The organism is Pseudogulbenkiania sp. NH8B (genome assembly GCF_000283535.1).
Lineage (GTDB): Bacteria > Pseudomonadota > Gammaproteobacteria > Burkholderiales > Chromobacteriaceae > Pseudogulbenkiania > Pseudogulbenkiania ferrooxidans.
Window position 1 is genome coordinate 2,478,765 of the sequence record NC_016002.1, and the last position, 15,534, is coordinate 2,494,298.

General features: G+C 56.3%; 16 protein-coding genes. 11 read left to right on the top strand and 5 right to left on the bottom strand.

Annotated features, from left to right (window positions below):
* Positions 1-66: 66 nt before the first annotated feature.
* The 5 genes from asnB to NH8B_RS11425 are packed head-to-tail and all read right to left on the bottom strand — an operon-like array spanning position 67 to position 5,864.
* Entirely contained in the window at positions 67-1,941 is a 1,875-nt protein-coding gene (gene asnB, locus NH8B_RS11405) for an asparagine synthase (glutamine-hydrolyzing) (RefSeq protein ID WP_014087432.1), read from the bottom strand.
* A 4-nt stretch (positions 1,942-1,945) separates the two neighbouring features.
* Entirely contained in the window at positions 1,946-2,953 is a 1,008-nt protein-coding gene (locus NH8B_RS11410; protein WP_232503451.1) for a glycosyltransferase family 2 protein, read from the bottom strand.
* Positions 2,954-2,955: 2 nt separating this feature from the next.
* Positions 2,956-3,294 (bottom strand): EamA family transporter, encoded by a 339-nt coding sequence (locus NH8B_RS11415; RefSeq protein ID WP_014087434.1) that lies wholly within the window; start codon positions 3,292-3,294, stop codon positions 2,956-2,958.
* A complete protein-coding gene (locus tag NH8B_RS11420; RefSeq protein ID WP_014087435.1) occupies positions 3,291-4,235 on the bottom strand; it encodes a class I SAM-dependent methyltransferase in 945 nt (314 codons plus the stop codon). Before NH8B_RS11420 ends, NH8B_RS11415 begins: the two co-directional genes overlap by 4 nt.
* 45 nt (positions 4,236-4,280) lie before the next feature.
* Positions 4,281-5,864, bottom strand: a complete 1,584-nt coding sequence (locus NH8B_RS11425) for a hypothetical protein (RefSeq protein WP_014087436.1) — start codon at positions 5,862-5,864, stop codon at positions 4,281-4,283.
* A gap of 248 nt (positions 5,865-6,112) precedes the next feature.
* Between NH8B_RS11425 and NH8B_RS11430 the strand changes: the two genes are divergently transcribed.
* The 11 genes from NH8B_RS11430 to NH8B_RS11470 all read left to right on the top strand — a co-directional run bounded on the left by NH8B_RS11430 (position 6,113) and on the right by NH8B_RS11470 (position 15,527).
* The gene (locus NH8B_RS11430) at positions 6,113-6,322 is read left to right on the top strand and encodes a Flp family type IVb pilin (RefSeq protein ID WP_232503452.1); all 210 of its coding nucleotides are present in this window, start codon (positions 6,113-6,115) and stop codon (positions 6,320-6,322) included.
* Between the two features lie 499 nt (positions 6,323-6,821).
* Positions 6,822-7,004 (top strand): Flp family type IVb pilin, encoded by a 183-nt coding sequence (locus NH8B_RS11435; RefSeq protein ID WP_041703485.1) that lies wholly within the window; start codon positions 6,822-6,824, stop codon positions 7,002-7,004.
* A gap of 51 nt (positions 7,005-7,055) precedes the next feature.
* Positions 7,056-7,607, top strand: a complete 552-nt coding sequence (locus NH8B_RS11440; RefSeq protein WP_041702941.1) for an A24 family peptidase — start codon at positions 7,056-7,058, stop codon at positions 7,605-7,607.
* A gap of 204 nt (positions 7,608-7,811) precedes the next feature.
* The gene (locus NH8B_RS11445) at positions 7,812-9,122 is read left to right on the top strand and encodes an ATP-binding protein (RefSeq protein WP_014087440.1); all 1,311 of its coding nucleotides are present in this window, start codon (positions 7,812-7,814) and stop codon (positions 9,120-9,122) included.
* 76 nt (positions 9,123-9,198) lie between these two features.
* Entirely contained in the window at positions 9,199-10,050 is an 852-nt protein-coding gene (gene cpaB, locus NH8B_RS11450; RefSeq protein ID WP_014087441.1) for a Flp pilus assembly protein CpaB, read from the top strand.
* 43 nt (positions 10,051-10,093) lie between these two features.
* Positions 10,094-11,656 (top strand): type II and III secretion system protein family protein, encoded by a 1,563-nt coding sequence (locus NH8B_RS11455; protein WP_014087442.1) that lies wholly within the window; start codon positions 10,094-10,096, stop codon positions 11,654-11,656.
* Between the two features lie 12 nt (positions 11,657-11,668).
* Positions 11,669-11,965, top strand: coding sequence for a hypothetical protein (locus tag NH8B_RS11460; protein WP_014087443.1), 297 nt, complete (start codon positions 11,669-11,671; stop codon positions 11,963-11,965).
* 42 nt (positions 11,966-12,007) lie between these two features.
* Positions 12,008-13,294, top strand: coding sequence for a TadE/TadG family type IV pilus assembly protein (locus NH8B_RS20505; protein ID WP_014087444.1), 1,287 nt, complete (start codon positions 12,008-12,010; stop codon positions 13,292-13,294).
* Between the two features lie 9 nt (positions 13,295-13,303).
* Positions 13,304-13,774, top strand: a complete 471-nt coding sequence (locus NH8B_RS11465) for a TadE/TadG family type IV pilus assembly protein (protein WP_014087445.1) — start codon at positions 13,304-13,306, stop codon at positions 13,772-13,774.
* Positions 13,771-14,244: a TadE/TadG family type IV pilus assembly protein gene (locus NH8B_RS20510; protein ID WP_014087446.1), complete on the top strand. Its 474-nt coding sequence runs from the start codon at positions 13,771-13,773 to the stop codon at positions 14,242-14,244. The genes NH8B_RS11465 and NH8B_RS20510 overlap by 4 nt, the downstream gene beginning before the upstream one ends.
* A 47-nt stretch (positions 14,245-14,291) precedes the next feature.
* A complete protein-coding gene (locus tag NH8B_RS11470) occupies positions 14,292-15,527 on the top strand; it encodes an AAA family ATPase (RefSeq protein WP_232503453.1) in 1,236 nt (411 codons plus the stop codon).
* The last annotated feature ends 7 nt before the right edge of the window (positions 15,528-15,534 follow it).

Below are 15,534 nucleotides of genomic sequence, written 5' to 3' on the forward strand. Positions count from 1 at the left end.
CGATCCCCCGGCCGCCCCTCTTCGGGGCGTGACTCGCCACGCCAGAGAGATTCATGCACACCCGCACTACATCAACGCCCCGTCCGCACGCGGCGGCACCACCATGCCCAACACCCACTGGCTCCAAAGAAAGGAATGATGGTTTTTCCGATGACGCGCGTGATCGGCAAAGGCCGCATCGATAAAGTCGTTGTTGAGGCAGGACAGGCCGGATTTTTCGGAAAACAGACTCCTGCCCCTCAGCCACTGGGCGACCGGTGCTGCGAAGCCCTGTTTCGGCCGACGCAGGGTGTCCCTCGGCAAGAAAGGCTCCATCGCTTTCTTCAGGATGTACTTGGTTTCGCCGTGCCGGATCTTGTAGTCGGATGGAATGGTCCGTGCCAGGTTGACGACATCGATATCCAGAAACGGCGAACGCAGCTCCAGTGAGTTCATCATGCTGGCGCGATCGGTTTTCGCCAGAATGTCGTCCTGCAGATAGATATCGGTGAAAAACTGCAGGGTCCGATCGACCGGATCGGTTTGCGAGCAGCGCTCCCAGGCGTCGATCGCCTCGGAGAACACCTCGTCGAGGTCGACCGGCTGCTGGAACAGCTCGGCAAATTCCTGCTCGTCGAGCGGGCACATCCATACCGGATTCCACAGCCGGGAGGGATAGCCTACCCCACGGATGGCCCGCTTCAGCTTGAAGTCGAGGCTCATGTAGCCATCCAGCACCGGCAGGTGGCTTGTCAGTAATTGGATCACCTGGTGTACCAGCTTCGGCACGGCCTTCTGGTAATAGCCCGCCCACTTCAGGGCCCGAAACGGCGCGTACCCCCCGAACAGCTCGTCGGCGCCATCGCCTCCCAGCGCTACCGTCACCCGCTCGCGGGCAAAGCGGCACAATAAATAAGTCGGCAGCAGCGAGCTGTCGCCCGTCGGCTCATCCAGCCGCCTCACCACCTCGGGCAACAACGCCCTGGCGACCTCGCACCGCAAGATCTGCTCATGGTGCTGCGCCTCGATGTGTTCCGCCATCTGGCGCGCATAGCCCGACTCGTCAAAGCCTTTCTCGTCGAACCCGATACTGAACGTCTGCAACTGGCCCGGCTCGAGACGGCGGGCCGCCAGCGCGGCCACCGCCGACGAGTCGACCCCGCCGCTGAGAAACACGCCCACCGGCACATCGGCCACCAGGCGCCGGGCAACGGCCTGGTCCAGCAACGCGGTCAGCTCTTCTTGGCACTGGCGTTCGAAGCCGGCAGGGCGCGTTTCGGCAGGCTCGAGAACAAAGGACCAGTAGCGCCCCACCTCGACCACCCGTTCCTGCAGCGCAAAGGAGAGCGAGCACCCCGCCGGCAGCTTGAAAATGCCTTCGTAGGGTGTGTGCGGAGCCGGAATGTAGCCATAGCCGATGTATTTCTGGATGGCCCGGGTCGACACCGTGGCGGTGACATGCGGATGCGTCAGCAGGGCGGTCAGTTCGGACGCAAAGACCAGGGTGTCCTGCTGAAACGTATAGTAGAACGGCTTCTTGCCGAAACGGTCACGGCTGCAAAACAGCCGCTGCCGGGCCTGATCGTAAAGCGCAAACGCCCACATGCCGTTGAGCTTGTGCGTCAGCGCCTCTCCCCACTCGCGGTAGCCGTGCAGCAGCACCTCGGTATCGGAATGGTCGGTGGTGAAGACATGCCCTGCCCGCTCCAGTTCGGCGCGCAATGCCTGATGGTTGTAGATTTCCCCGTTGAACACCACCCCCAGGCGGCCGTCTGCGGTCCACATCGGTTGATGGCCATCGGCCAGGTCGACAATAGCAAGCCGCGTATGGCCGAGATACACCCCTCGGCCCCGGTCACACCACGCCCCGGCCCCATCCGGCCCGCGATGACTCAACAGTCGGAGCATCCGCGACAGATCCTCGGATGCGCCCTTTCCCACGAACCCGGCGATGCCACACATCAGACTACCCCTGAAGGCCGTGCGGCTTGATGTTGCAGGTCTTGCCGATCAGATACACGGTCTTGCCCTGCGCCTCGTAATAAGTGCGGATCAGCACTTCGGCCAACAGCCCCATCAGAATGCACATGAAACCCGAGATACCTGCCATCACCCCCAGCAGCGGAAGGGGCGTCGAAATCAGGGAAACCCCCTCGACAAACTTGAGGTATAGCGCCCAGGTCACCACCAGCAGGCTCACGGCGAGAATCACGACGCCGACCGAACCGAACAGATACATGGGTTTGCCGGAATACTTGGCCAAAAACTTCACCACCAGCAGGTCGAGCAGGACCTTTACCACCCGGCTGATGCCATACTTGGACACCCCGTTCTGGCGGGGATGGTGCTGGACCGGAATCTCCGCGATCCGCGCCCCGAGGCAGCTCGCATAGATCGGGATGAAACGGTGCATTTCGCCGTACAGGCGGATGCCTTTGATGATGTCCTTCCGGTACGCCTTCAGCGAGCAACCATAGTCATGCAGGTGCACCCCGGATACGTACGAAATGATCCCGTTGGCAACCCGGCTCGGCAACGTACGATTGATGGGATTGTCCTTGCGGTCCTGGCGCCACCCGGAGACAACATCGAAGCCTTGTTCCAGTTTCTCCAAGAGGCGCGGGATGTCCTGCGGATCGTTCTGCAGGTCGCCGTCCATGGGAATGATGACGTGGCCTTCGGCATAATCGACCCCCGCCATCATCGCCGCGGTCTGGCCGAAATTGCGGCAGAACTTGATCACCTTCACCGACGCATTCTTTGCCGCCAGCTCTTCGAGCTTGTCTTGGCTGCCATCGGTGCTGCCATCGTTGATGAAGATCAGCTCCCAGGGCTGCCCCAATCTCTCGAGCACTGAAACCGCCTGCTCGTATAGCGCGGTGAGATTGTCCGCCTCGTTATATACAGGCACGATAACCGAGATCATAAGCACCTCTCGCTCAAGATAAGCACGGCGCGACGTTGATGACGTCAAACTCAGGTGATGGTCCGCCCGACCAGCACGATTCCGGAAAAGATCAAACCGATCCCCAGCAGCCTGGTGGCACCAATCGGCTCACCCAGCACCAGATGCGCGGCAATAATCACCGCGACGAACTGCATTGCCGCCAGCGATTGCGCCACGTTCAGCGGCAGCACCCGCAACACGACGATGTACAACAGCGCCGCCAGCCCGAAACACATGAAGCCCAGCACGATCTTGATGTTGAGCAGGCCCAGCAGCCCGCCCTCCGCACGCATCGCCCCGGATTTAAAGAAAAGGTTGGCCGAAACCGTGAGCAAGACCATCACCAGATAACAGGCAAGAATCTTCATGACTGTGCCCTCTTCGGCTTCTCCGCCATGCCGATCACAATGAGCCCGGCATGCCGGAGCCCGGGAATCCTGACCGTCCAACCATCCAGTTTCGCCATCAGTCGCGTCAGCGCTCGAATACCCGGCAGGTAGCGGAACAGGCGATTGAAGACCAGCACATCGCTATTCATCAGCAGGCAGTAACCCAAGAACCCATGGGTTTCCCAGTGCTTTAGTTCCAGACCCGCACGGGCCAGCACCGGAACCGTTTCCTCATAAAGCAGAGGTCGTTCGGTCTTTTCATCGAGTGCGGGTGACAGCCAATAGATCAGCGCGCGCAGCCAGCGCCACAGGAAGAAATCACTCACCGGCTCGCGCCAGTAGAAGCGCCCGCCCGGTTTCAACACCCTGTAAATCTCACTGAACAGACGCTCCCGGTCGTTGACGTGGTGAATGCCGCCGATGATGAATACGCTATCGAAGGTGGCATCGTTCAGCGGCAGGTTGGTGGCGTCGCCCTGGATGAAGCAGTAGCGCTCGTCGTCCAGATACCGTCGCGCCACTGCCAGCATCGAGGCGGAGATATCGACGCCGACCCCGCTGCCGACCCGCCGATCCAAGAGGCGAAACGCCTCGCCACTGCCGCAACAGATTTCTGCCGTCACGGCCAGTTCGGCATCCGAGACCACCCGATGAAAGGCATCGTCCAGATGGGCCATATACTCCTGTGTATGGGGATAGCCGAGATTTTCGAGATACTGCGCATGAACCTTCTCGAAATGCGCCTGCTGCCGCTTGGCATCCTCGGTGCACAGGGTTTCGGCAAACAGGGGAATTCCGGAGGCATTGACCCGGTAGCAATTGGCGCCATCACAACTCGACAGGCCCTGCCCGTCGAATACCAGCGCACTCCCGGAACTTGGGCAGCGCATCATCCGGACAAACTGCGAGTTGAGATTCATCGCTCCCTCCCCCAAACCTGACTGGACCCTTTTGCGGCATCCGCCTCAGCCCCGACCACTGTTTTGGCCATATCGGGCAATGAGCGTCTGATACTTGCTAACGTTTCTGAGCAAGACGGAATGCTTGCCATCATCAAAAACGGACTTGAAGCTTCCGTCCGCCAGAATGAGCTGCCGGATCGGCGCCGAGCTGTCGCACACGACATAATCGATGCCGTAGCTGGCAAAGTGCTTTTTCCAATCCTTGTCACCCCGATAAGTTGCCAGGTAGCGCTCCACAAAGCCCTTGGGGTAGATGTCCGTTCTGCCGTAGATAAACACACGCTGCTGCGGGTACAACCGGTAAATCAGGTAGCCGCCGTAGTGGTAGGTATTGAACATGCGCCCTTCGATGTGGTTGGCCAGGATGAAATCCACGGCTTTCACCGGCATCAGCTCAGTCAGAGATTCTTCCGCAAGGTTTTTCCGCGAGGGGTAGATCAGGACAATCGCCAGCAGGGCAAATATCAGGAGCAACAGGTTCATCACTCCTTCCGCCCCGCCAACCTGCCTGTTTCCCGCAGCCCAGGCCTTTCTGGCCCTAGCGGCCAAGGGATGTGGAGCAGCGCTTGCCCGTTGGATCGGGAATCGAAGTTTGTGCAAACCCTCAGACACCAGTAGATCCCGGTAGAACAGCGCAAAATGTGGGGCCATGGCGAGTGCGGCCAAAGGCAAGTTCCTCACCGAGATGAACGCGCCCGCGATGTAAATCAACGACACACCGGCTTCAGTCAGGTCGGGCTTCCTGCGCGAATAGACCATGGTCAGGAAGAAAATGAACACCATGGCCAAAAAGTACTGGAACAGCCATTGGTGAAAGCTGGGCGACTGCCATTCGGTAATGAATTGCATATCGCCCGAGGCCACAATGGCATTGTAAGGATAAAGCCAGTAGCTGAACCCTTGCGGGTTGATTGCCGTCGCAAGCAGCCCCAGCAGCACAACCAGGGAGAGTCGTGTCAGCCGTGAAACGGCAATACAGCCTGCCGCATCGCGCCAGCAATACTTGGCCCATTCCGCCGCCGTGAACGCTGCCATCAACACCAGACCGAGGAAGAAGCCGCCGTGCAGGTTGGCCCACAGCAGCATGATGAGGGGTATCCACCACAGCCCCCGGTCAGAGGCGCAATACTTGAAGCGGAACAGTGCCCTGAGCAACAGGGCGAACAATAAAAAAGTAAAGATATGGGGCCGCGGGGCCAGCAATCCCATGAACACACAGAACAGCAGAATCGCCAGGGCCGCCTTGCCCTCATCCTTCAGGACGTCAAGACAGGTCTTGTAGCTGACGACCCAGCACGACACGTAAACTGAAGTGGTAAACAACCACACCGCTTTCAAGCCGCCCAGCCGGAACAACTGGTACAACAGCCATTGAGACATCCACTCGGAATTGACCCAGGAATGCCCAGAATTGGTATAAGTGAACACATCATGCCAAGGCAATTGCGAAGAGCTAGCAATAAGCTCGCCCGTTTTGAGATGCCAGTAAAAATCGGGGTCCTCAAATCTGGGGAAAAACCCGATCACCATAAACATGACGATGAAAATAACGATCGGCAGCGTCAAAAACCCTTTCAAGTAAGCCATCTATTTAAACCCCCCTCGTTATTTTTATAATTGATTTGTCAATTACACCCGTTTCACCCTTGAGATGCACTATAGTGCATGACAAAACATTATCAAGAGCTTGACACCCATTTGAGAACAGCCTAAACCATAGTGCATGTCATACCCGGATACATGGCCACACAACATTCAAGGAACCCGCCAGTAATTCAATAAGCATTATTAACAAATGTAATTTATACCAAAACCATAAACAGATGCTTTCAACAATGAGCCAAGCCACCATGTCAAAACTAAAAAGCATTCTGACGTCACTCCTCAATGATGAAGAGGGTGTCACCAGCATCGAATATGCATTATTGGGCTCCTTGATCGCCGTGGTGATACTGTCGTCTGTTCTTGGGCTTGGAACCAACCTGACAGCATTGTTTGCGAATGTGGCGACACAGATTGCGGATGCCATCGGCGGCGCCCTATAGCCAGACGGCCTCCCGGCCAAAGCCTAATTCATAAAGGCACCGGACAATCTATCAAATCGTGATAGATGGGACCGGGGTTTTGTGGCAAGTCAAAAGAAATGCAAATGGAAAATAAAAATTTGCGATTCATCTTGCATCGCAAACAAGTTGTACTAAATTGGGTTTAACAGAGGGCTCTTTTACGCAATTAGCAAGCCAAGCAATGCCGCCCAAAAGCAGTTTATGCAAATAGGCTAATTTTAACGGCAAAAATAATACCATCCGGGTTGAGCAGCAGCTGTAAAACACGGTTTTTTTATGCCCTCATTTAAAACAAAGACAACGAAGTATGCTTAGCAAAAACTTCACAATGCCAACTACCGGAAGGCGGACCAAGGGAAACCTGGCAATCCAATGCTTCAGCCTGGAGTGCCATGAAGCAAGGCGCCATGATGTTATGGCGCAATGACAATGGCAGCACCTTGCTGCTTTGGGATCACTCATGATGGAGAGTATGGCCATGAAAAAGCTGACGTTTGCATTGAAACAATTCACCCAGGACGAAGAAGGGGTGACCGCTATCGAATATGGTTTGATTGCCGCACTCATTGCGGTAGTGATCATTGCTTCGGTTAAAGCCGTCGGCAACCAACTGAGCCTTGTGTTTAACAACATCGCAACGGCACTAAACACTGCACTTTAATATCAAATAAGTTAAAAAAACGCATGCCACAGTAACGACACACGGCTCATCATGTCATCAACCATAATGATAAGCATCTTGCTTGGGGCGAGGCTGGGCCTGCTTGCAGGCTTCCTCCTCGCCGCCGTTATCACCGATACGGCGGCCAGGAAGATTCCCAACAAACTGGTGCTAGGGGGATTAGCAGTGGCGTTTCTCTGCCAAGGGCTTTTTTTCGGTGGAGGGGGTTTGCTGGATGCGGCACAAGGGATGGGGCTGGGATTCGTGCTGTTTCTGCCCCTCTACCTTTTACGCGCCATGGGGGCGGGCGACGTGAAATTGATGGCTATGGTGGGTGCGTTTACCGGTATGCAGGATATCGTCGGCATCGTGTTATTCACGTTTGTGGCTGGAGGGGCATTGTCCCTGGTATGTGCCTTGAAGCTGAAATCGCTTCACCAGCTGATCGACAACGTGAAATACCTGACCTTGGCCGGAATGAGCAAAGTCGCCGCAGGCAAAATGCCGGTCAATGATTTTCCTGTCAATTCGATAGGAACACTGCCCTACGCTTGGGCTATAACGCTAGGGACAGCAAGTTATTTTGTTTGGCGATCACTATAAAATCCAGCGCAGCATTAAAGCTCGAACAACAATAAAACAATAACTCATCCGGCGGACCAAGGGGCTTGCGGCGCAAAGCGGCTTTTTTTGGGCCAAGTCACATGCATTTCGGGTTATCTATGAAGTTGAAGTTTTGATTTGGCAAGATCCACGTTCTCAACATGAGGTTATGGATTGTGCCAAATAATCGGGGAAGGAATGACGATGTTCAATCCGGATGGTCTGGAGTCGCACAATAGCGGCTCATCCCAAGAGTTATTGCCCAAGGCGCCGCAATCCGTCAAAGAAACCGAACTGGATTTTCTCTTCCTGGTGGAACTGCTCTGCAAGACCCTGTTCTTCCACGGGCAGATGCGGCTGGTCGAACTGGTGAGCCACACCAAGCTGTCCATTTCCGTGCTCGAACCGCTGCTGGCCTTCATGCGCACCGAGCAGCTATGCGAAGTGTCCGGGCGTAGCGACACCGAAGCCACCATCGCCTTCAACCTTACCGACGTTGGCCGAAGCCGAGCGCAAACCTTCCTCCAGAAAAGCCATTACGCCGGCCCGGCCCCGGTGAGCCTGGTTTCGTACATCGACATGGTGCACAAGCAGTCTGTCAGCGGCATGAAGATCACCAAGGAGTTGGTCGCCGAAGGGTTCGAAGGATTCGTACTGCGGCAGAGCACGCTGGACCAGTTCGGCGCCGCCATGAATTCGGGCCGGGCCATCTTCGTCTACGGCCCGGCCGGCAGCGGCAAAACCTACGTCTCCGAGCACCTGGCCACGCTGCTTACCGGCTACACGGCCATCCCGCATGCGGTGGAGATCAACGGAGAAGTCGTCCAGATCTTCGACCCGCTGGTGCACAAGCCGGTGAGCAATACCGGCGCCGCGGGCTCGCTCGACCGGGGCGTGCGGCACGACCCGCGCTGGGTGCTCTGCCAGCGGCCGGTGGTGATTACCGGCGGCGAACTGACCTTGTCGATGCTGGATCTGGAATTCGACCAGAACACGCGCTTCTATCAGGCACCGCCCCAGGTCAAGGCCAACAACGGCCTGCTGATCATCGATGACCTGGGACGCCAGTTGGTCTCGCCTCAAACCCTGATGAACCGCTGGATTGTCCCGCTGGACCGCAAGGTCGACTACCTCGCGCTGCATACCGGTACCAAGTTCATGGTGCCGTTCGACGTCATCGTGATCTTCTCCAGCAACATCCCGCCCAGCCAGTTGGCCGACGAAGCCTTCCTGCGGCGCCTCGGCTACAAGATTTATATCGGGGAACTCCATGAAAACGAATATCGCTCCATCTTCGAGCAAAACTGCAACCGGATGAATATTCCGTTCAGCGAAGCGGGGCTGCGCTTCGTCATCGATCAGTTGCATGCCAAGCACGACAAACCCCTCCTCGCCTGCATCCCGCGCGATTTGCTTGAGCAGGTGCGCGACTTTGCCTTCTATCAGGGCGTGGAACCGGAACTGTCGGAAAAGATGTTGTCATGGGCATGGGAAAACTACTACACCCGAGGCTAGGTTGGTTGACTGACCCGGATTCGAGCCTCACATCACGCACGGGGAGATGCCAGTGAAAAACCCAAGAGCAATCGGAATGATCGTGGTGTCCGTCATCATCGGCCTGGTGGCCGTGGTGATGGCATCCCAGTGGATCAACAAGCAGACCAACGTGGCGGCGCAAAAAGTCGTCGTCGCCTCGATGGACATCGACCTCGGCTCCAAACTGTCCCCCGAGATGCTGCGCTCCGTCGACTGGCCAAGCGGCAGCATTCCGGAAGGGGCGATTCTCGACCCGAAAGCGCTGGATGGCAGGGTGTTGAAAACCAGCGTGAATCGTGGCGAGGCCATCCTCGAATCGAAGCTGGCTCCGGTCGGCACCAAGGGCGGGCTTTCCGCCGTCGTCATGGAAGGCAAGCGCGCCATGACGGTCAGGGTCAACGACGTCGTCGGCGTCGCTGGCTTCGCCCTGCCCGGCAACTACGTCGACATTCTGGTCAATACCACCGATGACGCCAAAAAGGGCCAGAACAACGATGCCAGTATTTCCAAGATCGTGCTGGAGCACATCCTCGTTCTCGCCGTGGCCCAGGAAGCGAGCCGGGACGACACCAAGCCGAAAGTGGTCAATGCCGTAACCCTCGAGGTAACACCAGAGCAAGCCGAAAAGCTCGACCTGGCTCGCAGTGTGGGCACCCTCTCGCTGGTACTGCGCAATCAGGTCGACCCTAAGCCGGTCCAGACAGCGGGCATCACCAAGCAGGTCTTGCTGCGCGGCCATGACGAACCGCTACCGCCCAAGGCCACTGCCGCAGCCAAGCCCGTCAAGAAGCACGCCAAAGTAGCCAAGAAAGCGACCAAGCCAGCCCACACGGCCCCCACCGTCGCCGCGGCCCAGACCTGTGTGGAAATTGTACGTGGCACATCACGCCACCGTGAGTGTTTCTAGCCTGATTGCCAGATAAAACCGCTCATTACGTGAGGGAACCATAATGAACAAGAATCCTGTTGGTGCGCTGCCTGGACTCAATGCCTGTGCTTACGCCCTCGCCACCTGCGGCATGCTTCTTCTGGCTTCCTACAGCCAGGCCGCAACCACCACGCCGAAACGGCTGGCGGCCACGCCTTCTACCGTGGCGCCTTGCAATGCGATCGAATCGGCGCCGCTGGTCAATGTCACCGTCGGCAAATCGTTCAGGCTGAAAACCCCGGTGCCCATCAGTCGCATCCTGCTGGGGAACCCGGAAGGGTCACAAGCGGCTCAGCCCAAGGAAAGCTCCGACGCCAACGCAGACAAGGGAAAGTCCTCGGCAGGAGGAAGTGCCAAATCCGGTGTGGCCGACGTGGATGTAATTCTGCTAAGCCCCAGCGAAATCTACCTCTTGGGCAAGAGCGTCGGTTCTACCAACATCATCCTGCTCGGGCGTAACGGCCAATGCACCCTGGTCGACGTAGCCGTCGGCGCGGACACTGCCTCACTGCAAGCATCGCTCAACCAATTGCTCTCTCCCGGCGCCAATAACGTCAAGGTCAGCGCAGCGTCTGATTCGCTGGTGCTGACGGGCACGGTGGCCGATACCGCCAAGCTCGACAGAGCCATGACGTTGGCCGAAGCCTACGCCGGCAAGTCCAAAGTCATCAACATGCTGTCTGTCGATGCCCCGCAGCAAGTGCTGTTGGAAGTCAAAATTGCCGAGATTTCCAAGAAATTGCTCGACAAGCTCGGCGTCAATATCGCAGGCATCCTGAACCATGGGGGCTGGACCTACTCCTGGAATAGCCTTTTTGCCAATGATCCGCTGGGCAAAGCCTTGCTAAGCGGCGTCAATGATAGTGCGACACGAGCATTTCAAATCGATGCCCAACATGATGACGGCCTGCTGAAGGTTCTGGCAGAACCTAACCTCATGGCGATCAGCGGTCAGGAGGGAAGCTTCCTCGCCGGCGGCAAGATCTTTATTCCGGTGGCACAGAACAATACAAATAATGGCGGGTCGACCATCACCCTGGAAGAAAAGGAATTCGGGGTCGCACTGCGCTTCACACCGACCGTACTCGACGGTGGCCGCATCAATCTGAAAGTTTCTCCTGAAGTATCGGAGCTGAACCCGGAAGGCGTCGGTATCTCCGCCATCGGTGTAGCAGGAAAATCTATCCTGCCATCCTTCACGACTCGGCGCGCCGCCACCACCGTACAACTGCATGATGGCCAGAGTTTTGCCATCGGCGGCCTGCTCAAAAACAATGTCACCACCAACATCAGTGCCTTCCCGTTCCTGGGCGAAATTCCGATTCTGGGCGCACTGTTCCGCAGCACCAGCTTCCAGACTGACAAGTCGGAACTGGTGTTTGTCGTCACCCCGCGGCTGGTGAAACCGTTGCCGCCTGATTACAAGCTGCCAACAGATAACTATATCCCGCCGAACCGGGCAGAACTCTTCCTGGGTGGCCGCATGGAAGGCAGGCAACCCGAGCCCTCGGCAAGCAAGGCCAGCGAGGCCTCGCCCCAGCCCGAAGCATCGACACAAGCCCCCAGCGGCTTCGAAGTGAAATAAGGAGGCCACGCCATGCAAGCTTACAAACTGATGATCACCATGAGTGGGACTGTGTTGGCTGTGCTGCTGACCGGTTGTTCCTCCACCCCGTATCTGGACAGTCATTTCGGCGAGTCGGTGGACATGATCAAGGCCCAACAGACCATCAATCCTCAGGCATCGCAAAACATGGATCCGGTAGCCGGAATTGACGGTAAAGCGGGGCAAGAGGCTATGGGTCGCTATTACGACTCGTTCAAGACCCCCGCCTCCACCAAGGACATTCTCACTATTGATGTCCTGGGTGGAGGAAGTGGTGGCAGTAAATAGCACGCCATTCATTGAGATAGACAAAACGCGCGAGGTGGTTTCATGAAGCGCTTTGCCCAGCTGCCGACCCGACGACATCAAAAGGGTGTGGCCGCCATCATCGTCGGGTTGTGCATTGTTGTGCTGATTGGTTTTCTGGGCCTGGTGGTCGATCTTGGCCGGTTATTCATCACCAAAACCGAACTCAGCGATGCCTCCGATGCTTGTTCTCTGGCGGCAGCTGCCGAGCTCAAAGGAGATGCTGAGTCGCTAAACAGGGCTGAGAGTGCGGGCATAACAGTAGGCCAACGCAACAAGGTCGATTTTCAAGCCAACAACGTCACGATAGTGCCAAATCAGGACGTCACGTTCAGCGACCACTTGAATGGCACCTACTACACCAAGAACGCAGTTGCACCGGTCAACATTCCCAACATGAAGTACGCCAAGTGCACCCTGCCGCGCACCGGCATCATGCCCTGGTTCATGCAGGTTATGGGCATCGGCGCCCAGAGTGTCAATGCCCAAGCGGTCGCAGCCCTCTCTCCCTCCCAAACCAACTGTGCAATCCCAGTAGGTCTTTGCAGTCAGCCAAGCCCTGGAACTGCTTGTACGGATATCAATGGTAATCCGCTTGGCTTTAATTCAGATGAATACGGCTTCTGTATTGGAAAGTGGTATGGGAGTCGATTTAGTGCAGGAGGTGGTTTTACCGGTAGCTTCAACCTCATTGACTACAGCCCTCCCTCAGGCGGGGCCAGCGAACTGTCTGGCCAGTTAACAGGTGCCGGCCAGTGCAATCTGAATGTTACAAATCCTGTTGGGCAGACCGGGATGCAGCAATCCATTGCCAACGCATGGAATACCCGCTTCGGGCTGTATCAGGGGAGTTACAACGTAAGCAATGCGCCTCCCGACTTCACTGGCTATGCCTACACCCCTATTTCGTGGCCAAGTCAGTACAACGCTTATGACGGTACTGATGGCACTCGCCCAAATTTTCAAGACTCTCGCACAGCCCATACCGTTTACCAAGGCGACGCTGCCGCCGGTCTGAGTCTGACTGGCAGTGGGAGCAGTGCCACATCCACCCAGTTGAGGGATAACGGGGCAGACCGACGTATGGTCCTGATGCCTATCGTCAATTGTGGAGGGTGGACGGGGTCTCAGACAGTTCCCATCCAGAAATTCGCCTGTGCGCTGCTGCTGCAACCGATGCAGGCCCCCGGATCGGATACCTATATCGAATACCGTGGCCAAGCTGATGTACCGGGAAATCCGTGCGCTACCCTGGGCTTGCCTGGTGCGGGGGGCGGTATCGGCCCCAAAGTCCCAGCGCTCGTACGGTAGGAGGCGGAGATGCGACGCTACTCCAGACAAGCAGGTGTTGCCGCGGTGGAAATGGCGTTCTTGTTGATGCCATTGATCTTCATCGCATTCGGCATCACGGAATTCGGACGGGCTTTCTACCAATACAACACCGTCGTCAAGGCGACACGGGATGCGGCCCGCTATCTATCCGCACAGCAACCGGGGACAAAGGACGCCGAGGCTACCTGTCTCGTCAAGTACGGTAATTACAGTGCCTGCCTTGCCGACCCTAGCTATACCGGCCCACTTTTGGCTCCCGGCTTAGCAACAGCAACCATCACGATCTGCGACTGGCCACGGTGTGCCAACCATAATGCACAAGGCAGCGATCCAGTCGTGAATCTGGTTTCAGTCACGGTAAGCAACTATCAATTTACTTCCTTGGTACCTTTTGTCACATCGGGTTTATCGACAATCACCTTTGGTGACATTCATACCACGATGAAGGCAAACCTATGAAAACGGCCAAAGCACGGTTGTTTGCATCAACCCAAAAGCATCAAAGCGGAGTTGCAACGGTGGAGTTTGCATTGATCGCCATGATTCTTTTCGCCTTGCTATTGGGAATCATGGAATTTGGTCGCCTGCTGTTTACCTGGAATTCTGCGGTGGAAGCCACACGCCGAGGAGCAAGGCTTGCCATAGTATGCGACATGAATGCCACTGGGGTTAAAAATGCCATGAGGCAGATTCTCCCCATTGTCGCCACGGGGGATATCACTGTTAACTATTCACCCAGCACTTGCACAGGATCGGCAGACTGTCAAAGCGTGACGGTTTCCATCTCTCCCAACGCACCGGCCTTTCATTACAACTTTCTTTATATCGGTACTTCATGGCGGATTCCGGCATTCAGCACCACTCTGACAAGGGAAAGCCTGAGCAACGGTACTGGAGCCGATCAAAATCCCGATTGCTCGATTACATAACGCAACAAATCGTACGTCACGATAGCAATAACTACATGGGGGTTGCCATGAAAATATCGATTGTCTCCCTGAATACCAAGCATCTCGATGAAATGCGCCGTTTTACCGAGGCAGACATCAACCGTGACGTCAAGGTATTTCCTGGTGGAATGGAAATGCTGGCGCCGGTTGCCGATCAGTTCCATCCCGACATTTTGATCTTCGAATGCGATGAGCAAGATTTGACGGATTTTTCGGCCTTGTCACGCTTGAACCTGCGCCACCCGGATATTACCGTCATTCTGCTATCCAACATCCAGGCATCCGAAACCCTGCTGAGCGCGATGCGGGCTGGCGTGCGGGAAGTACTCCCCTCCCCGGCAAACCGTGAAGCCTTGAACCTCGCCATTTCCCGTGTCGAGGAAAAACGCATGCTGCAAAACTCGGCACGCCCCAAAGGCAAGGTATTCGCCTTCATCCCGTGCAAAGGCGGCAGCGGTTCCACGTTTCTTTCGACCAATCTGGCTTATAACCTGGCCACCCAAGAAGACAAGAATGTCATCCTGATCGATCTCAACCTGCAGTTTGGTGATGCCGCGCTTTTCGTCACCGACCACAAGCCTTCCGTAAACTTGGCCGAAGTGGCTCGTCAAATACATCGCATGGATGCCTCGTTTCTGGCATCGAGCCTGATAACGGTGTTGCCCAATCTGGGTATTCTGGCCGCACCTGACGACCCGGTGCAGGCCATGGAAGTGACTCCGGCCCATATCGACACCTTGGTCAACCTGGCACGAAACCACTACGACGTGATCATTCTCGATATTGGTCGAGCTTTGGACCCGGTCAGTATCAAGGCACTGGATCACGCCGACATCGTTTTCCCCGTCCTGCAAATCACCCTGCCCTTCGTGCGCGATGCGCGTCGCCTGCTCGACGTACTGCGCTCCCTGGGGTACTCGCGCGACAAGATCAAGTTACTGGTCAACCGCTACGAAAAGGGGGGGGAGATCAATCTCGAGGATGTTGAAAAAACGCTGGGCCTGCCCGTATTCAAAACCATACCCAATAGTTTTCGGGCAGTTGCCGCCTCGGTTAACCAGGGCATTCCCATCGCCAAACTATCTCCCAATAACCCGGTAACACGAACCATTCAGGATCTCAGCAAATCGCTGGTCTCCGAAGCAAGCTCCGGAGAATCGTGGTGGGGCAATTTATTGAATCACTTCAAGGGAGGCGAAACCTCAAAAAAGGTAATAGCCGACCCTAGTATGACCAGGCCCATTTCTTCCACTCGGGAATGATAGGCCC

What these genes read in the sequence shown, in the direction of transcription:
- asnB (WP_014087432.1), bottom strand. Translation starts at nt 1,941, where the DNA reads ATGTGTGGCATCGCCGGGTTCGTGGGAAAGGGCGCATCCGAGGATCTG.
- NH8B_RS11415 (WP_014087434.1), bottom strand. Translation starts at nt 3,294, where the DNA reads ATGAAGATTCTTGCCTGTTATCTGGTGATGGTCTTGCTCACGGTTTCG.
- NH8B_RS11420 (WP_014087435.1), bottom strand. Translation starts at nt 4,235, where the DNA reads ATGAATCTCAACTCGCAGTTTGTCCGGATGATGCGCTGCCCAAGTTCC.
- NH8B_RS11425 (WP_014087436.1), bottom strand. Translation starts at nt 5,864, where the DNA reads ATGGCTTACTTGAAAGGGTTTTTGACGCTGCCGATCGTTATTTTCATC.
- NH8B_RS11430 (WP_232503452.1), top strand. Translation starts at nt 6,113, where the DNA reads ATGAGCCAAGCCACCATGTCAAAACTAAAAAGCATTCTGACGTCACTC.
- NH8B_RS11435 (WP_041703485.1), top strand. Translation starts at nt 6,822, where the DNA reads ATGAAAAAGCTGACGTTTGCATTGAAACAATTCACCCAGGACGAAGAA.
- NH8B_RS11440 (WP_041702941.1), top strand. Translation starts at nt 7,056, where the DNA reads ATGTCATCAACCATAATGATAAGCATCTTGCTTGGGGCGAGGCTGGGC.
- NH8B_RS11445 (WP_014087440.1), top strand. Translation starts at nt 7,812, where the DNA reads ATGTTCAATCCGGATGGTCTGGAGTCGCACAATAGCGGCTCATCCCAA.
- cpaB (WP_014087441.1), top strand. Translation starts at nt 9,199, where the DNA reads ATGATCGTGGTGTCCGTCATCATCGGCCTGGTGGCCGTGGTGATGGCA.
- NH8B_RS11455 (WP_014087442.1), top strand. Translation starts at nt 10,094, where the DNA reads ATGAACAAGAATCCTGTTGGTGCGCTGCCTGGACTCAATGCCTGTGCT.
- NH8B_RS11460 (WP_014087443.1), top strand. Translation starts at nt 11,669, where the DNA reads ATGCAAGCTTACAAACTGATGATCACCATGAGTGGGACTGTGTTGGCT.
- NH8B_RS20505 (WP_014087444.1), top strand. Translation starts at nt 12,008, where the DNA reads ATGAAGCGCTTTGCCCAGCTGCCGACCCGACGACATCAAAAGGGTGTG.
- NH8B_RS11465 (WP_014087445.1), top strand. Translation starts at nt 13,304, where the DNA reads ATGCGACGCTACTCCAGACAAGCAGGTGTTGCCGCGGTGGAAATGGCG.
- NH8B_RS20510 (WP_014087446.1), top strand. Translation starts at nt 13,771, where the DNA reads ATGAAAACGGCCAAAGCACGGTTGTTTGCATCAACCCAAAAGCATCAA.
- NH8B_RS11470 (WP_232503453.1), top strand. Translation starts at nt 14,292, where the DNA reads ATGAAAATATCGATTGTCTCCCTGAATACCAAGCATCTCGATGAAATG.